At 59.4% G+C, this 15,587-nt stretch carries 14 protein-coding genes and 3 pseudogenes; 11 read left to right on the forward strand and 6 right to left on the reverse strand.

Annotation, left to right across the window (positions count from 1 at the left end; translation table 11 throughout):
- The first annotated feature begins 86 nt into the window (after positions 1-86).
- Both ASG92_RS05775 and ASG92_RS27120 read left to right on the forward strand, forming a co-directional pair.
- A complete protein-coding gene (locus ASG92_RS05775) occupies positions 87-431 on the forward strand; it encodes an EthD domain-containing protein (protein WP_056625738.1) in 345 nt (114 codons plus the stop codon).
- Positions 432-540: 109 nt separating this feature from the next.
- Positions 541-860 (forward strand): annotated as a pseudogene (locus tag ASG92_RS27120) (IS481 family transposase); the annotation flags it as partial.
- A gap of 31 nt (positions 861-891) precedes the next feature.
- Here ASG92_RS27120 and ribA read toward each other — a convergent pair.
- From ribA to ASG92_RS05790, 3 genes are all read right to left on the reverse strand, one after another.
- Complete coding sequence (gene ribA / locus ASG92_RS05780; RefSeq protein WP_056625741.1) at positions 892-1,599, reverse strand: GTP cyclohydrolase II; 708 nt, start codon at positions 1,597-1,599, stop codon at positions 892-894.
- A gap of 192 nt (positions 1,600-1,791) precedes the next feature.
- Positions 1,792-2,109, reverse strand: a complete 318-nt coding sequence (locus ASG92_RS05785; protein ID WP_056625744.1) for an EthD family reductase — start codon at positions 2,107-2,109, stop codon at positions 1,792-1,794.
- A gap of 8 nt (positions 2,110-2,117) precedes the next feature.
- Complete coding sequence (locus ASG92_RS05790; protein WP_082579329.1) at positions 2,118-3,698, reverse strand: acyl-CoA carboxylase subunit beta; 1,581 nt, start codon at positions 3,696-3,698, stop codon at positions 2,118-2,120.
- A gap of 131 nt (positions 3,699-3,829) precedes the next feature.
- Between ASG92_RS05790 and ASG92_RS05795 the strand changes: the two genes are divergently transcribed.
- Together ASG92_RS05795 and ASG92_RS27130 are read left to right on the forward strand one after the other, a co-directional pair.
- Positions 3,830-4,324 (forward strand): MaoC/PaaZ C-terminal domain-containing protein, encoded by a 495-nt coding sequence (locus ASG92_RS05795; protein ID WP_056625747.1) that lies wholly within the window; start codon positions 3,830-3,832, stop codon positions 4,322-4,324.
- Between the two features lie 737 nt (positions 4,325-5,061).
- Positions 5,062-5,301 (forward strand): acyl-CoA dehydrogenase family protein, encoded by a 240-nt coding sequence (locus ASG92_RS27130; RefSeq protein WP_162256303.1) that lies wholly within the window; start codon positions 5,062-5,064, stop codon positions 5,299-5,301.
- Between the two features lie 65 nt (positions 5,302-5,366).
- Here the strand turns inward: ASG92_RS27130 and ASG92_RS05805 are convergent, their stop codons facing one another.
- Positions 5,367-5,816: a cupin domain-containing protein gene (locus ASG92_RS05805; RefSeq protein WP_082579332.1), complete on the reverse strand. Its 450-nt coding sequence runs from the start codon at positions 5,814-5,816 to the stop codon at positions 5,367-5,369.
- A 163-nt stretch (positions 5,817-5,979) separates the two neighbouring features.
- Here ASG92_RS05805 and panD point away from each other — a divergent pair, with 163 nt between their 5' ends.
- The 3 genes from panD (at position 5,980) to ASG92_RS05820 (ending at position 7,346) form a co-directional block, all read left to right on the forward strand.
- Complete coding sequence (panD, locus tag ASG92_RS05810) at positions 5,980-6,450, forward strand: aspartate 1-decarboxylase (protein ID WP_082579333.1); 471 nt, start codon at positions 5,980-5,982, stop codon at positions 6,448-6,450.
- An 80-nt stretch (positions 6,451-6,530) separates the two neighbouring features.
- Entirely contained in the window at positions 6,531-6,728 is a 198-nt protein-coding gene (locus ASG92_RS05815; RefSeq protein ID WP_056625753.1) for a hypothetical protein, read from the forward strand.
- Positions 6,729-6,776: 48 nt separating this feature from the next.
- Positions 6,777-7,346, forward strand: a complete 570-nt coding sequence (locus ASG92_RS05820) for an adenylate kinase (RefSeq protein WP_200951896.1) — start codon at positions 6,777-6,779, stop codon at positions 7,344-7,346.
- Positions 7,347-7,628: 282 nt separating this feature from the next.
- Here ASG92_RS05820 and ASG92_RS27135 read toward each other — a convergent pair whose 3' ends face one another.
- Positions 7,629-7,979 carry a helix-turn-helix transcriptional regulator gene (locus ASG92_RS27135; RefSeq protein ID WP_346762979.1) on the reverse strand — a complete coding sequence of 117 codons (351 nt, stop codon included), beginning with the start codon at positions 7,977-7,979 and terminating at the stop codon, positions 7,629-7,631.
- Positions 7,980-8,316: 337 nt separating this feature from the next.
- Between ASG92_RS27135 and ASG92_RS29575 the strand changes: the two are divergent.
- From ASG92_RS29575 to ASG92_RS05835, 4 genes and pseudogenes are all read left to right on the forward strand, one after another.
- A pseudogene (locus ASG92_RS29575) lies at positions 8,317-8,439 on the forward strand (short-chain dehydrogenase/reductase); the annotation flags it as partial.
- Positions 8,440-8,509: 70 nt separating this feature from the next.
- On the forward strand, positions 8,510-8,674 hold the full coding sequence (locus tag ASG92_RS29580; RefSeq protein ID WP_240987030.1) for a hypothetical protein: 165 nt from the start codon (positions 8,510-8,512) through the stop codon (positions 8,672-8,674).
- A 69-nt stretch (positions 8,675-8,743) separates the two neighbouring features.
- Positions 8,744-9,245, forward strand: a pseudogene (locus ASG92_RS29155) (transposase); the annotation flags it as partial.
- Positions 9,246-9,444: 199 nt separating this feature from the next.
- Positions 9,445-9,960, forward strand: a complete 516-nt coding sequence (locus ASG92_RS05835; protein WP_056625762.1) for a helix-turn-helix domain-containing protein — start codon at positions 9,445-9,447, stop codon at positions 9,958-9,960.
- A 138-nt stretch (positions 9,961-10,098) separates the two neighbouring features.
- Here the strand turns inward: ASG92_RS05835 and ASG92_RS05840 are convergent, their stop codons facing one another.
- Positions 10,099-14,934 (reverse strand): NAD-glutamate dehydrogenase, encoded by a 4,836-nt coding sequence (locus tag ASG92_RS05840; RefSeq protein ID WP_056625765.1) that lies wholly within the window; start codon positions 14,932-14,934, stop codon positions 10,099-10,101.
- Between the last annotated feature and the right edge of the window lie 653 nt (positions 14,935-15,587).

The raw sequence follows: 15,587 nt of genomic DNA on the forward strand, positions 1-15,587 counted from the left end.
AGCAGGCCGGCTGCCATTACCGGAACGGCGGTGCAAACTGACTGAGTTACCACTGAACCCAATAATCGTTAGAGCAAGGAGAAAACATGGCCCACGTTAGGCAACTGACGCTCTTACAGAGGAAATCCGGCTTGTCACGGGAGGATTTTCACCGTTACTGGATCGATGTCCATGCGCCGATGGTGAGACAGCTTCCGCACATCATTTCCTACACCCAGCATCATGTGACGGGCGCTGCTGGCAGGCAGAGCTATGCTGTGCCCGATGTCGAGGTAGACGGCGTCGTGGAGTTCGTGTTTGCAGGGGCGAAGGAAGCCTTGGAAGCATTTTCGGGGCCCATCGGGCGGAAAGTGCTGGAAGATGCGGAGAACTTCATTTCGGCAATGCTCGTGCTTTCTGTTACCAGCATTCCCGTAGTTTCTGAGTCCTAGGTGATATTCCCACCGACGTTGTGAACAGCGTGGCGTGATGTAAAGGGCGAGGGCCGCCGGTGGTATCGATTTGGGTCACAACACTCATCTCGACGCCCAGGAGGCCCTCGTGTCCCACGTTACCCATGCCAACGCCGACCTGACACCTAAAGCGAGGACGAAACTCGCCCGCCTGATCCTCGGGGGCGGCTGGACCCTGCGCCGGGCAACTGAAAGGTTCCAGTACTCGCCGGCGGCTGCGAAGAAGTGGACGGCCCCGCAAGGCAGGGACCGGATATGCGTACCTGCACCACGCGGTCGATGACCACGCGCGCCTGGCGTACGCCGAAATCCTCGCCGGCGAGACCAAGAAAATCGCCGTCGCATTCTGGCTCCGTGCGGTCGCGTCCTTCGCCCGGCCACGGCATCGCCGTGAAGGCCGTCCTCACAGGTCTAGCCGCGTTCACAACGCCCTTGGGAACTACGCCCAGGCTAGTCGTTCATGGTCCCTTCTGTCTGACGCTAGGACTGCCGGCGAAGTGGGATCGTCGAGATTCAAACGGTGGTCCATCCGCTCCCTTTTGGTCTTCAAGTAGCGGATGTTCTGATCTCTGTAAGGAACCTCCGTGGGCACCATATCGACCACTGCAAGCCCGGCCCGGCTGAGTCGATCCTGCTTGTCAGGGTTGTTGCTGAGGAGCCGAATCTCCCGGAGACCCATTTCCATCAGGATCTGAGCTGCCGCGTTGTAGCATCTCGCATCCACGGGCAGGCCCAGTTGTTCGTTGGCCTCTACGGTGTCTAAGCCGGCTTCCTGCAGCGCGTACGCCTTGATCTTATTGGCGAGCCCGATGCCCCGCCCCTCCTGGCCACGAAGATACAGCAACGTACCGCCGCATCGACTGATGACGTCCAATGCATAGTCGAGCTGTTCGCCACAGTCGCACCTGTACGAGCCAAATACATCACCGGTAAGGCATTCTGAGTGGAGCCTGACCAGCGGCGCTGCTCCGTCCACAGCCGGAACCGGCCAGCTGACGGCAAGGTGTTCGGCGCCGGTTACCCCGTCAGTCCAGGCCTGTGCCCGAAAGACCCCGAACCTCGTGGGCAGGTCTACTACCGGCCCGGAGTGGACCGGGTGAGGACCGCGTACCGCAGTCACAGCAGCGCTTGCTTCCAAAGCTGACATAGCCCTTCCTCATTTCACTGACGGAACAGGCATGTAGTTTGCTCCCCCGCTGGGTCGCAAGCGGCCTGATCCTCCTTGATCGTTCATGCTTACGCGGGAGGAGGCCCGGGCGATCGGATGTACTGCGGTCACCACGGAGTCTGCTACCCCGATGAGGAAGGGCCGGATCCCGCGACCCGGCCCTTCCCCCATTCATGCATTGAGGTCGATTTCCCTCTCTTCGGCCAGGAACCAGCGCATGTCATCGAGGAATTCATGCTCGTGCTCGAAGAGCAGCCTGGCTTCCTCACCGGCATAGGCCTTTTTTACGTCTGCCACACTGTCGAACCAGAGTTCTGCCATGCCATTGAAAGGCCACTGCTTGCCATGTTCGATGGCTGGATTTTGCCTGTACCGCCTTAGCCCCGGTAACTTCCGGACCAGGACCGGGTGCTCGACGTTCCATTTATGGAGGAATTCTTCCCGGCTTAGTCCTGCTTTTGCGGTGAGAACAGCTACGACTTTGATCATGGCAGGCCCTAGACCGGGGTGACGGCCTGGCGCCGCTCCACGGGGACAGCCTTGCGTCGGCCGTACAGATCCAGGCGCACCATCAGATCCGCACGAAGATCGTTAGCGGGAACGACCGCTTCGACTGCGTTGGCATTGGCGATCTTGAAGACGTCTATTCCCTCGGCATACTCGTTGTGCTTTTCCATGATGAACTTCTGGCGTTCTTCAGGATCAGCAATCTCGTGGATCTGGTTGTAGTAGATGCCGTTGACTGCTGCGTCCGGGCCCATCAGCGCCGGACGGGCTGTCGGGAGTGCGATCACCGCGTCAGGGTTCATCGGTGCACCGGACATGGCCAAGTAACCGCCGCCGTAGGCCTTTCGTACCAGCACTGTGATGCGGGGAACCCTGCATTCGGACACTGCGAAGATCATCTTGGCACCGTGTCGGATGATGCCTTGGCGCTCCACCGCAGATCCGATCATGTATCCGGCAATGTCGACCAGGAAGATGATCGGAATGTTGTACGCGTTGCAGATCCAGATGAAGCGCGCTGCCTTGTCGGACGAGTCAGGGAAGATCGACCCGCCCATGTGCTTTGGCTGATTTCCAACCAGCCCTACCGGACGGCCGCCAATCCTGGCAAACCCTGTCAGCATCTCCGGAGCGAACAGTTCCTTATAAGGGAACCAGCTACCCTCATCGACCAGGGATTCGACAAACTCTTCCATATCGAACACCTCTGCCTCCCGCAGCGGCACGATCTCCTCCAGCGAGCGGCCGGGTCGGGGCTCCGCCGCCGGAGCCACCGGAGCCGGCAGCTCCCAGTTTGCAGGCAGGAAACTAAGCCAAACCCGGATTGCGGCAATGGCTTCCGCATCGTCTTCGACTAGGACATCACCCAGGCCGGAGACGGTGCAGTGCATCTCGGCCCCGCCCATCTCCTCCAGGGTGACCTTTTCGCCCGTCACCATCTCAGCGAGACGCGGGGACCCCAGATAGGCGGTCGCGTGTCCGCGGACCATGATGGTCATGTCGCAGAGGGCAGGAACATAGGCGGAACCGGCCGGCGACGGTCCGAAAAGTGCACAGACCTGCGGGACCCGCCCCGAAATCTGCACCTGGTTATAGAAAATGTTTCCCCAAGCGTGACGGCCTGCAAAGCTCTCAAACTGCTCATCGATTCGGGCCCCGGCCGAATCGAAGAGATAGACGAGAGGGATCCCGGCAGCGTTGGATTTCTCCTGGGCGGCAGTGATCTTTTCGAAAGTCCTGTTTCCCCAGGTTCCCGCCTTGACGCTGAAGTCATTCGCGATAACGCAGACTTGGCGGCCATCGACCCGACCGAACGCAATGACGACAGCGTCGCCCGGCAGCCCATCCTCGAACCGGGCCAAGAGCCCGTCCTCAATGTATTCATTGTCATCAAACAGCAAGGCGAGACGGTCGCGAACCAGCAGTTTGCCGGATTCGACGATCTTCCGGCGGTTCTTCTCTGAACCTCCGAGCTTTGCCTGGGCGAGCTTCTCCTGGAGAAGTTCGTGCACGGTCGGCGCTTCGGCTGCCGCCGTCGGCGCCTCGGCTTCCGCGATCGTAGTGGTGCTCATATTGGCCTCCAGTTGAAACAGCAATTTAATTACTTACGCATAACCAGTATACGAACAAGCGCTCGCTAGTCTAGTCTTGACTTATCGAAAACAAGAACGGCGCAACAGGGCGTCTCGGTTTGAGGAGTGACATGCAGGATTACGACGACGAAATCACCCAGGTTGCGACGCAGGCGCCGAAGGGGCGTCCGGACCACTACTGGGACGCACTCACCGAGGGTGACCGCATCCACAGCCCAGGAATCACAGTCAGCGAGGCGCACCTTGTCCAATGGGCCGGCCTGACCGGCGACTGGGTATCGCTGCATTTGGACGCCGAATACGCCGCAAAGACCCAGTTCGGCCAGCGCATCGGACATGGACCGCTTACCCTCTCAGTGGGGCTGGGTTTGCTTACTCAGACCGGATACTTCACGAACGTCACCGCATGGCTTGGACTGGATGAAGTGCGGGCCGTGCAGCCCGTGTTTATCGGAGACACCATCCACGTTGAAGCAACAGTGAGGACGGCGCGCGCAACGAAGAGGCCAGATGCTGGAATCTGGACTCTCGACTACACGGTAGTCAAACAGGATGGAAGCGCCGTGATGACGTTCACGAGCAGCTTCATGATCAAGCGGCGCTGATGGCGAAGGTCACGAGAAAACGACCCTGCAGGCAGCATTGAACCTGATCGATGCCAAACCCAGGGCGATAGCGGAGACCCGGACAGGGCTGCACTACGGAGCAGCGGTCACTGCTCGCCGCAAATCTGGCTCCCGAACGTCTACGCCATTTTGACGAGGTATAAAAATGCGATCGTGAACTCTTCCAGGCACTCGGAGAATCAGGACTGATCCAGCTCGACGGCGAGCTGCACGGGACCGGTCCATCACATGCAGCTCAGAGCACTGTTCTGGAAGAACTCGGTGCAGGGCCGACTTCCATGGGAAAGAATTCAATTGTTCAGTTCATGGGTCTGGAGCTGCACGCGTATGGACCCGCTGAGCGGCGGGAGCGGTTTCTTGCGCTTCTGTGCACACGGGTGATGCCGGGGTCTCCTTCGGACTGAGTGAACCCGAAGGGGGACCGGACATCGCCCGCGTCATGCCCACGACAGCAGTCAGGCTCAGCGGCAGTTCGTAGTCAATCAGCGGCTCAAGAAAGGGACAGGGGGTGCCACGGATTGCGACTTCCCCATCCTCCTGGCCCGCACCAGTGCCATTAAAGGACTCAGCCGTTGACGGGATCACGACGTTCCTGATCCCCCGGTCAAGCCCCGGTATCCGTACCGATGAAATCGACACCGTGGGCATCCGGGGGTTGGCCCAATGCGACGTCACTCTCGAAAACGTGCGGGTACCGCCCGAATTCATACTCGCGCATGAGGGGCGCGGGTTCCGACAGGTGCCCGGCAACCCTTGCACAGCTCACCGCATCAGCCACAGCGACGGAGGTCGCAGACACAGGCATGCGTGTAAAGGCAGGCTGGGGCATGGCCCGCACCCTGCCCATGCAGGGATTCTTCCGGGACGCCAGGCTCTACACCTTCGCTCCGCCGACCCATGAGATGACACGAAATTGCCTGGGCGAGGAATGGCTAGGTCTCCCGCATTCCTACTGAATACGGCAAAAGGAGGGCCGGCCTGAAATCATCGGGCCGGCCCTCCCCTGCTTACGGGTCGCTTGTCAGGACCTGTAATCGATCTCCAAATCGGCCACATCCTGGTCAGCGAGGTTCACCACAATGTTGTCCGGTGTACGGGTCGTCATCCAGATCAGTTCTTCAGTCTTGCTGGCGTTCCCCTCAATGTGGGGCATGAACGGCGGCACAAACACGAAGTCCCCTTCTTCGAGGTAAACGACCTCACTGTAACGCTCCCCGTAACGGATGAATCCCCGGCCTTTGAACACGTATCCGCCGGTCTGAGCCTCACCATGGTGATGCGGGTCCGAGATCTCCCCAGGGCCCGTGAAAACCTTCCCAAACCACAATTTGTCCGCAGCGCTGTTCTCCTTGCTGACTCCGGAAATGCGGCGCGCATTCTGGGTTTGACCCGGAGCAGCCTGCAGGTCGCTGGCTCGGTGAACGCGGAAGATGTCCGTGTTCCTGTTGATATCGAAGGCGACGTCTGTCATCGCTAGTCCTTTCAAGTGGCACCAGTGGCACGTTCTTGGATCGTCCCCCAAGCGGTGAACGTCCCCTAAGCAAGTATCCTGCTGAACGTCGATTGGGTCAATACTAGCGTTTGTTCGTATACTAATTAGGCGAGATTTTCTATTAACCAAGGGTGCTTAACAGATGAATCGAAGAATGCTCAAGTCCAAGATCCACGGTGCAACGGTCACGCAGGCCAACCTGCACTACGTAGGTTCAGCGACCGTGGACCTAAACCTGCTGGACGCTGCCGATATCCTCCCGGGCGAGCTGGTCGCGATCCTTGACATCTCCAACGGCGCGCGCCTCGAAACGTACGTCATCGCCGGTGAACGCGGTTCAGGAGTCCTCGGCATCAACGGTGCGGCTGCACATCTCGTCCATGCCGGAGACACAGTTGTCCTCCTCACCTACGCAGAGATGACGACGGACGATGCTAAGGCTTACAGGCCTGCCGTTGTGTACGTCAACGACCGTAACTCCGTCATTCAAGTAGCAACCGATCCGTCCGCACCCGCACCCCGCGGCCCGGGCATGGCCTCTTCCGCAATGGAGGCACGAAATGTAGTCGATGGCCCCGCGGCACTTGCCTGGTGCGGCCCCATTCCCCACTGAGCATCCGACGTCGACCCTTTCCCGCCGCACCCATTACCGCAGCCTCAAACATCCAGCACCATGAGTGAAAGCAGTGAGATATGAGCCCTGAAACCTTCGACTCCATAACGCTGAAAATCTGGGACAGTTCGACCATGGACCGCACGCTGGACGAAGCGGTGCAGGAGCTTGCGACAAGGTCTAAGACCTCCGAGTACAGCATCGTAGTAGCCCGCAGCGGGCCCAACACTTTTACAGCCAGCCTGAGCCACGGCTTCGGCAACCGCCAAGCAAACTGACACCCAACTACAACAACGGCACTAAGAAGGGCTTTTGCGATGACGAGAATGTTGATTATCGGACCTCCCGGGTCCGGCAAGGGAACGCAGGCGGATCGGATCTCCGAACGCCTCGGCGTCGTTGCGATCTCCACCGGCGACATCTTCCGCGCCAACGTCAAGGGTGAGACGACGCTGGGCGTCGAGGCCAGGAAGTACATGGATGCCGGCGATTTCGTGCCGGACAGCGTCACCAACAAGATGGTGCGCGACCGCCTGAGCGAGGACAACGTCGAAAACGGCTTCCTCCTGGACGGTTACCCCCGCACCACCGCGCAGGTGGACTACCTCGACGAGATCCTGGCCAACGGTGAGCAGAAGCTGGACGTCGTCCTGCAGCTGACCGCCGATGACGAGGAACTGGTGACGCGCCTCCTGGGCCGTGCCAAGGACACCGGCCGCAGCGACGACAACGAAGCCGTCATCCGCCACCGGCTGGACCTCTACCACGAGGAGACCGAAGCCGTTGTGGCCAAGTATGCCGAACGCGGCATCCTGACCCAGGTTGACGGCATCGGCGCTATCGACGAGGTCACCGACCGCGTGATGGACGCCATCAAGGTAACGCAGGCAGCTTGATCCAAACAACAGTTTGAAGGCTCCTCCCGACATCGGGAGGAGCCTTCTTGCTGCAGGCACGGGACACAAGGCGCAAAGGCTCCGCGCGGACTCGTCCCGATGTCTCCGCGAACGCCCAGCGCGGTCCTTCGCGGAAGCGGAATATATCGTCATTCGCGTATCCGAACTGGCGTCCAACGGGCGGACTAAATGACTGGGTTTGGTCGGACCGTTTGCACCGAAAGGCGCATGCCGATCAGGGTTGCTGTCCAAAAAGACGTTAAGGTCCCGATGGCCCGGAAATCACCGTGGCGGCGTAGACGTCGACGGTGTAGAGGCTTGTTCCACCCAGGCTGTTGATGGCCAGGATGTCCAGGCGGCCGTTGCGTACGAACGCGGAGGCTCCGGTGACGGCATCCAGAGCGTATTGAGGCTGGGCGGGATCTGCTGTTTTGGGCGTCGGCGCGGCCGGGCCGTTGACCCGGCAGTCCGGGCAAGGTGGAACAGGTGCGCCCGCTCAGCCTCGTCGAGCTGCAACGCCTGCGCCAGTGCGTGCAGGATGCTCTCGGAAACGCCGCCGAGTTTGCCCTGTTCGAGTCGGGTGTAGTACTCGGGACTCACACCGGCCAGGGAAGTGACCTCGCCGCGGCGCAACCCGGGAACGCGGCGGTGCCCGCCGTAGTCCGGCAGACCGGCCTGCTCCGGGGTGATCCTGGCCCGCCGCGTCGTCAGGAACTCGCGAATCTCCTTCCGATTGTCCAGGCCATCAACGTTAGAGACCGGCCGGCGATTGAGGCAGACCCTGCCAGTGGTACCTACAGCAGGGTCTCCCTCACGGCTCTGAAGTCCTGTTGAGTTGAACGTGTTCCCGATGGACAGCCGCCCAAAGGCGGCTCCGCCGGGGCACAGATTTCAGTGGTTCACAAGTAGAGGACACACCAAATCCATGACTGAGAAGAAGACCTGGTTCATCACTGGCGCGGGCCGCGGCATGGGCGTCGACATCGCCAAAGCAGCCCTCGCAGCTGGCCATGCCGTGGTCGCCACCGGCCGCAACGCGGATACAGTGGCCAAAGCGCTCGGGGCGCACGATGATCTGCTCGTCGTGACGCTCGATCTCACCCAGCCCACTCAGGCAGAAGCCGCGGTGACTTCCGCGACCGACCGGTTTCGGGAACATCGATGTGCTCGTCAACAACGCGGGGAACTTCTACGCAGGCTACTTCGAGGAAGTCAGCCCGGAGCAGGTCCGCGCACAGCTCGAAACCAACGTCTTCGGACTCGAATTCGCCCAGCTCGTTCCCGTTTCTCGTCACGAAGGGACCGATTCTTGGGAAGTATCTGAATAACGGTGGATCCGGGGTTGGCCTGACACGCCGGGCGGTGCCTGGCGGGGAGGACTGATCATCAGCGAAACCATGGATCCCATGGCGACTGACGTGGATCAGCAAGAGTTAGCGCAGCAGCTCCTGGCCCAGGCCAGGGAACAGGGTATCGTCCTGGTCGGCCCGGACATGCTGTTGAACCGGCTAACGAAGAACGTTCTGGAAACCGCGTTGGAAGCGGAAATGGACGAACATCTCGGATACGAAAAGCATGACGTGTCCTGGTGCGGCAGCGGGAACTCCCGCAACGCTACCCGCACGAAGACCGTGCTGACGGAGATCGGGCCCGGTGGCGATCGACGTTCCGCTGGACACCGGGTCGACGTTCGATCCGCAGATCGTGCGGAAGCGGCAGCGGCGGCTGGCCGGTGTGGATGAGATTGTGTTGTCGTTGAGCGCGAAGGGGCTCACGACCGGGGAGATCGCGGCGCACTTCGGCGAGGTGTTCGGCGTCAGGGTCTCTAAGGACACCATCTCGCGGATCACTGAAAAGGTCATCGGCGAGATGACCGAGTGGCAGAACCGGCCGCTGGACCGGGGGCGGTTTCTAATGATCGTTGCGAATCCCAGAAAGAGGGCGCCGCATGCCCAGATACGTGTCGAACAAGATGCCGCAGGAGGTGAAACGCCGGTACTTCGAACTGATCCGTCAAGGGCGCTCCGGCTCTGAAGCCGCGCGAGAGGTTGGCGTGCCACTGAGCTGCGGATCGAAGTGGTTCATCGAGGCTGGAAGCGTGACCGTCAACGAGGAAGTGCCGATCAGTTCCCGCTATTTCTCTCAGGATGACCGCATTGAGATTGCCGACGGACTCACCTCAGGTGAACCCGTGAGATCGATTGCTCTGAGGATTGGCAAGAGCTTCCAGAGTGTCTATCGGGAGATTGGACGCAACCGCAAACCCGACGGAACCTACCAGCCGTGGTTTGCCCCCAGTCAGGCGCATCTGAAACGTCGTCGTCCGAAGTCACGGGTGTTCGAATACGACGCTGCCCTTCGGCAGGTGGTGGCGGAGAAGCTCGCCGCTCGTTGGTCACCGGGACAAATCAGCCGCTGGCTGCGCCGCTGCCACCCGTTCAAGATCGGCTGGCATGTGTGTGTCGAGACCCTCTACGACGCCGTATATCGGGGGCTGATCATCGGCGCCAACCCGGTTCGGGACCTTTGCACTAACAGGGCCTATAGGCACCGCCGCGGACGGGGTCGATCCAGGGGCGGCGCCATGAAACAGTCGCCTGCCGGACCAAGGTAAGGGCCCGCACGGAGTGGACACATATGCGTTGGAGACAGGACCGGATTGCACACCAGTCCTGGCGCGGGAGCGGCAACCGCCCTTCCGGAGGTCGAGCGTCATTGCCGCTCAGAGAGGGCCCAGTAGAGCTCCCCTGTACTAGACCTGCACGATGGATCGCAGCATCCTAAGGGCGACCCACAAGGGTCCCACGTCATCCGAATCATGTCGATCGACTTCGGCTAACACGCTCATGACCCGTCTCAGGGGCTCTGAATGCGTTTCTTCCCATGCATGCATGCAACTGGCCGCTGCGCTCGTCGAGCTCTTTCCCATAGGAAGGGACGGGCTCCGCATGATGGCCGTTGTCATTTCCTTCAGGGCGGAGCAGAGGTCGTCATGAAGGGCTGCGCGGGCAAGTACCTCCCAGCGGTCCCGTCTTGTTAGATTCGCGATGCGCTCAAACAGGCTATCGCCGCGGAATCGGCTGTAGACGGCAAAATAGACCGACGCGACCATTTCAATGGGCTCTTGGATGTCATCAGAGATCCTGCAGATTTCCAGTAGCGCGAAGTCCTCGGCGAGGTGGGACCATTGCTCTGCCGCCGAAGGGGGGATCCCAGAAGCTATTGCCCGTTCGAAACGTTGCCGCACCCGCGACAAGTCCGTGGCCTGCAGGAAGTCGGGGATGCGACGCCGCATCAGGCCTATGTCGTTGAATCTGTCTACAGCATCGACGGTGGGCATATTGGCGAAACCCTGATTGATCCACCAGCACACGGCCCGGTCTATCAGCTGCCGGATATCCCTGTGGATGGCGCACCAGCGGTCCGTCGAGAAGGTTGCACCTAGTCCATTGACTGTTTCAAGCAGCGGCGTCAGGCCGTATATCTCGCGTATCGCGACAAAGGCCCGCGCGGCTGCGGATTCCGTGGCCGATGTTTCTTCCGCGATCCGGAACGCGAACGTAATCCCTCCGGAGTTGATCATGTCGTTAGCGAGGATCGTCGAAATAATTTCCCGCCGCAATGGATGGCTGTCCAGTTCAGCATAGAAGCGGCTGGCGAGAGGCTTGGGGAAATATCCTCGTAAGGTCGCAGCGAACCATGGATCGTCGGCCAGATCGCTTTCCCCCAGTGCACGGGCGAGGTCTATTTTGGCATAGGCTGCCAACACAGCAAGTTCGGGTGCGGTCAGGCCTCGACCTGACCGGTCCAGTCGTGCCCGTAGTTGCGTCGTTGATGGCAGCCCTTCGATTTCCCGGTTGAGCTCAGCTGCGACTTCCAGCCAGCCCATCAGTCGCTCGTGGCTGGATCCGTCTGCCACGGCATTTTGACGGTCATTAACCAGAAGAATGTTCTGGTCGAAGTTGTTCTTCAGGACCAAGCTACTCACATCGTCGGTCATTCCGGCGAGGAACGTCGATCTGTGGGCCGCATCCAGGATCCCTTCGGAAATCATGCGATCGACAAATATCTTGATGTTCACTTCGTGGTCGGAACAGTCCACGCCCGCCGAATTGTCGATGGCGTCAGTATTCAGAAGCACCCCCGCCAGGGCGGCCTCTACCCTGCCCCTTTGCGTCAGGCCTAGGTTGCCGCCCTCAGCGACTATTTTGACGCGAAGTTCGTCGCCATTCACACGGATGCTGTCGTTAGCTTTGTCACCAGCCTGCGTTTGACTCTCCGTTCTGGCCTTCACATAGGTGCCGATGCCGCCGTTGTACAGCAGGTCAACTGGTGCCCTGAGGATGGCTCTCAGCAACTCCGGAGGGCTCAGTTGCGTGATTCGGCCGTCCAACCCCAGAACCCTGCGAACGGCTTCGCTGACGGGAACCGCCTTGATCTGGCGAGAATACACTCCCCCGCCGGCGCTGATCAGCGCCGGGTTGTAGTCCTGCCACGACGAGCGGGGAAGATCAAACAGCCGTCGCCGCTCAGCAAACGAGATTTTCGCGTCCGGTTCGGGATCAAGAAAGATATGACGGTGGTCGAATGCGGCCAACAGCAGGATATGTTCGGACAGAAGCATTCCGTTACCGAAGACGTCTCCGCTCATGTCGCCGATTCCGATGACGGAGAAATCCGTGGTCTGGGCATCGACGTTCAATTCTCCGAAATGTCGCTTGACTGCTTCCCAAGCCCCGCGAGCAGTGATACCCATCACCTTGTGGTCGTACCCCACGGATCCACCTGACGCAAAGGCATCACCCAACCAAAAGCCGTATTCGGCTGACAGCTCATTTGCGATATCTGAGAAAGACGCGGTGCCCTTATCTGCGGCAACCACCAGATAAGCGTCATCACCGTCCTGGCACACGACTTGAGGAGGCGAGATCACGACCTCACCGTCGGAATTAGCGACGCGATTGTCCGTAAGGTCGAGCAATCCTCGGATGAAGGTGCTGTAGCTCTGCTGGCCCTCAGCTAGCCACGCCTTTCTATCGGATGCGGGGGGCAGACGTTTGGCAAAGAATCCGCCCTTAGCGCCGGTGGGAACTATGACGGCATTCTTCACCGTCTGTGCCTTGACAAGACCTAGAATTTCCGTCCGGAAGTCCTCCCGTCTCTCGGACCACCGCAGCCCGCCGCGGGCAATCTTGCCGAAGCGAAGGTGGACTCCTTCTACCCTGGGAGAGTAGACCCATATTTCGTATGACGGCCGTGGGAGTGGAAGCCCTTCGACAGCAGCCGAATCGAATTTGATGCTTAGGTATGACTTGTTTTGAAAGTAATTTGTCCGGAGGCTCGATTCGATCAGATTGTGGAAAGCCCTCAGCACCCGGTCAGCGTCCAATGTCGCAATGGAGTCCAACCCCATTTTCACTTCGACCCGGATCGACGCCAAACGATCCTCACGTTGCCGTGCTCCCATTGCGGGATCGAACCGGACCTCGAACAGGCGAACCAGAGAATGCGTGAGCTGTGGCACGCCCAGCAGCGTATCGGAGATAAGTTCGTACGAACTAGGCATCCCAATCTGGCGCATGTATTTGGCATAACTGCGAAGAACCGCCACCTGTTGCCACGCCATCCTTGTCGTTAGCACAAGGCGGTCTAGGCTGTCGGATTCACTTAGCCCGGACGATGCCGCTTCAAAGGCGTCCGCCAAAAGCGGTCCGGTGGCCAAGGGATCGACCCCCTCTGGGTACTTTAGGCCCAGGTCGTAAAGGAAGAATCTGCGTCCGTCTGCTGTGGAGATATCAAACGGACGCTCGTCCAGCACCTCGATGCCCAAGTTCTGGAAGACCGGGATGATCTGGGCCAGACTCTTCGGTTCTGTCAGATACAGCTTAAGTCGAGAATCTTCATGCGGAACATCCTGTTGGGCAACCGGCAGGTAAACGAACAGAGTTCGTGGCGAAATGTCACCTGCGACATCCATCTCGAGCGCTTGGGCACGTGCCTCAAACCGATTGATGTCCTCGAGAGCATTTTCCACGTCGAAGACCACGCGGTAGGCCATCGGGAATGCATCAGCCCAGCGCTCGGTCAACCGTTGGGCCTGTTCTAAATCGAACTCCGCGTGCAGAATGTCAGACACGCCTTCGGACCAGGAACGCACCGCGGTGACCAAGCGTCGCTCTAGGGCCAAAGCATCCACATGGCTAACTTGTTTGCCGCGGGGAAGCCAGATGCGGAAGAACAGTCGGGCAAAAGCCGACTGCGTGAGGCGCACTTCGAATTCGACGGACTCGCCCTGAAACGTTCGTTTTAATTCTTCCTCAATGCGCTGCCTCACACTGGTGTTGTACCGGTCCCGTGGCAGGAAGACCATCGCGGTCATGAAGCGACCATAGACATCCGGACGCAGGAATAGCCGCGTACGGCGGTGCTCTTGAAGGTGAAGGATCCCGAGCGCGGTAACAAGCAGATCGGGCACCTCGATCTGGAACAATTCATCGCGTGGGTAGGTTTCGAGGATGTCCAGCAAGTCCTTGCGGGACTGCGAGCCTGGAGGGAATCCGGACTCGCGTATGACTGCTTCAGCTTTGTCTCGGAGCATGGGGATATGCAGGAGGGAATCCGTGTACGCGCTACGCGCAAACAGGCCGATAAACTGCCCTTCGCCGCTGACATTTCCCTCAGGGTCGAACGTTTTGACGCCAATATAGTCCAGATACTCCGTGCGATGAACGGTGGAACGCGTTTCGCCCTTGGTGATGACGAATAGGCGCTTCTCCCGGGCTTTTTGCTGCCCGGATGCGGTCAGGTGCTGCACTCTCCACTTCGGTCGAATTACGCGGAGCATCCCCATCCCGGTCTCATCTTTGGCCGCAAGAACAGTTTCCCCTTCCAACACAACCAGGTCATACTCCCGGTAGCCCAGGAAGATGAAATTTCCCGCCGTCAGCCAGCGAAGAAGTTTCTTGGCCTGCTCAATATTTGTCAGGATTCCAACATTCGTGACGTCTGAGAGCGTGTCGGCAAAGCGTTTCATCCGAGCCCGCATCCGCGGCCCGTCTTCTACAGCCTCACGAACATGTGCAAGTACGCGACGCAACCCAGCCAGAAGGGTCTCCTGTTGCTGCGTATCACTGATGCGATTGATTTCGATGGCTATCCATGACTCAACCACCAACCGACTCCCAGCATCCGCCGCTGGCAAGGACTCGCCGGAAGCAGGCAGACGCCCGACGGAAAGGATCCGATCCGTGTCAAGCTGTCTGCTCACGGTCAGAACCGGGTGCACCACGAATCGAATGACAGCATTTTGACGTAGCAGTTCGCCCGCCACCGAATCAACGAGGAAGGGCATATCGTCCGTCACGACCATTACGACGCTGCGTCTGGATTCGCTGAATAGCCCAACGAGCGCGGTCCCGACAGGACGCGTTCGAGCCAATGCGTAGTGGGACAGCGCCCTTCTCTCCAGGATTTGTGCACTATTGTCCTGGGCATCATCTGCTGCAAGGTGCTCGTAATAATCAGAGAGGAAATCATCCCGGTCCTTTTCCGTGAGGGTCGGATCATTGGGGGAAGATTCAGTAGGCATTGACATCGGCTCCATAGAAGCTCTGCGGAACTATTCGAGTTGGTCCTGGCCAGTGTTTCAGTCGTCAGCTACTGGCTGCCCGACGGCCGGTCGGGGGCAGCCGACGCCGACACGATTCAACGCCGAGGCCTCACCAACAGTCCTGAAGGGTCCGTATGCAGCTGCGAGTGAAATCTCGGTATACTCTGCGAGGTCGGCCTTATCGGCAGCGCGTGAAGCGGGCCCAAATATCGATGGCCGAATGCACCACGTGACTACGGTTACGGATAGATCGCTTTGCAGCGGCTAGCTGTCGGATCGCATCCGCACGCTGCGTAGCAACGGCGGCTGTTCCCCTACCCTCAGGATCATAGGATCGCACTACCACCTGATGAATTGGATTGTTGAAGCCATTCGTCGGCTCCCTATCGTTCTCGCGTTGTTAGTCGGGCCACGGCCCAATCAAGAATCGGAATCCTTACTAGAAAATACTTTCGAATTTGAGGAACGTCAATAGTGCGACGTGACTCAGGTTCGGTGCTCACAGAAGGGGCTGCGTTCAAGGTCGAGGACGCTTGACACCCGCTGCCAGCACATCCAAAATCTGACGGTCCGTCTCCTGCATCTGGCGGAGTTCCGAGCGTATTTGATCAGCTTCTCATGGTCGCCTGAGT

The sequence above is a fragment of the Arthrobacter sp. Soil736 genome, from assembly GCF_001428005.1.
Lineage (GTDB): Bacteria > Actinomycetota > Actinomycetes > Actinomycetales > Micrococcaceae > Arthrobacter.

Coding starts and splice junctions, on each gene's coding strand:
- ASG92_RS05775 (WP_056625738.1), top strand. CDS start 87: ATGGCCCACGTTAGGCAACTGACGCTCTTACAGAGGAAATCCGGCTTG.
- ribA (WP_056625741.1), bottom strand. CDS start 1,599: ATGTCAGCTTTGGAAGCAAGCGCTGCTGTGACTGCGGTACGCGGTCCT.
- ASG92_RS05785 (WP_056625744.1), bottom strand. CDS start 2,109: ATGATCAAAGTCGTAGCTGTTCTCACCGCAAAAGCAGGACTAAGCCGG.
- ASG92_RS05790 (WP_082579329.1), bottom strand. CDS start 3,698: ATGAGCACCACTACGATCGCGGAAGCCGAGGCGCCGACGGCGGCAGCC.
- ASG92_RS05795 (WP_056625747.1), top strand. CDS start 3,830: ATGCAGGATTACGACGACGAAATCACCCAGGTTGCGACGCAGGCGCCG.
- ASG92_RS27130 (WP_162256303.1), top strand. CDS start 5,062: ATGAGGGGCGCGGGTTCCGACAGGTGCCCGGCAACCCTTGCACAGCTC.
- ASG92_RS05805 (WP_082579332.1), bottom strand. CDS start 5,816: ATGACAGACGTCGCCTTCGATATCAACAGGAACACGGACATCTTCCGC.
- panD (WP_082579333.1), top strand. CDS start 5,980: ATGAATCGAAGAATGCTCAAGTCCAAGATCCACGGTGCAACGGTCACG.
- ASG92_RS05815 (WP_056625753.1), top strand. CDS start 6,531: ATGAGCCCTGAAACCTTCGACTCCATAACGCTGAAAATCTGGGACAGT.
- ASG92_RS05820 (WP_200951896.1), top strand. CDS start 6,777: ATGTTGATTATCGGACCTCCCGGGTCCGGCAAGGGAACGCAGGCGGAT.
- ASG92_RS05840 (WP_056625765.1), bottom strand. CDS start 14,934: ATGCCTACTGAATCTTCCCCCAATGATCCGACCCTCACGGAAAAGGAC.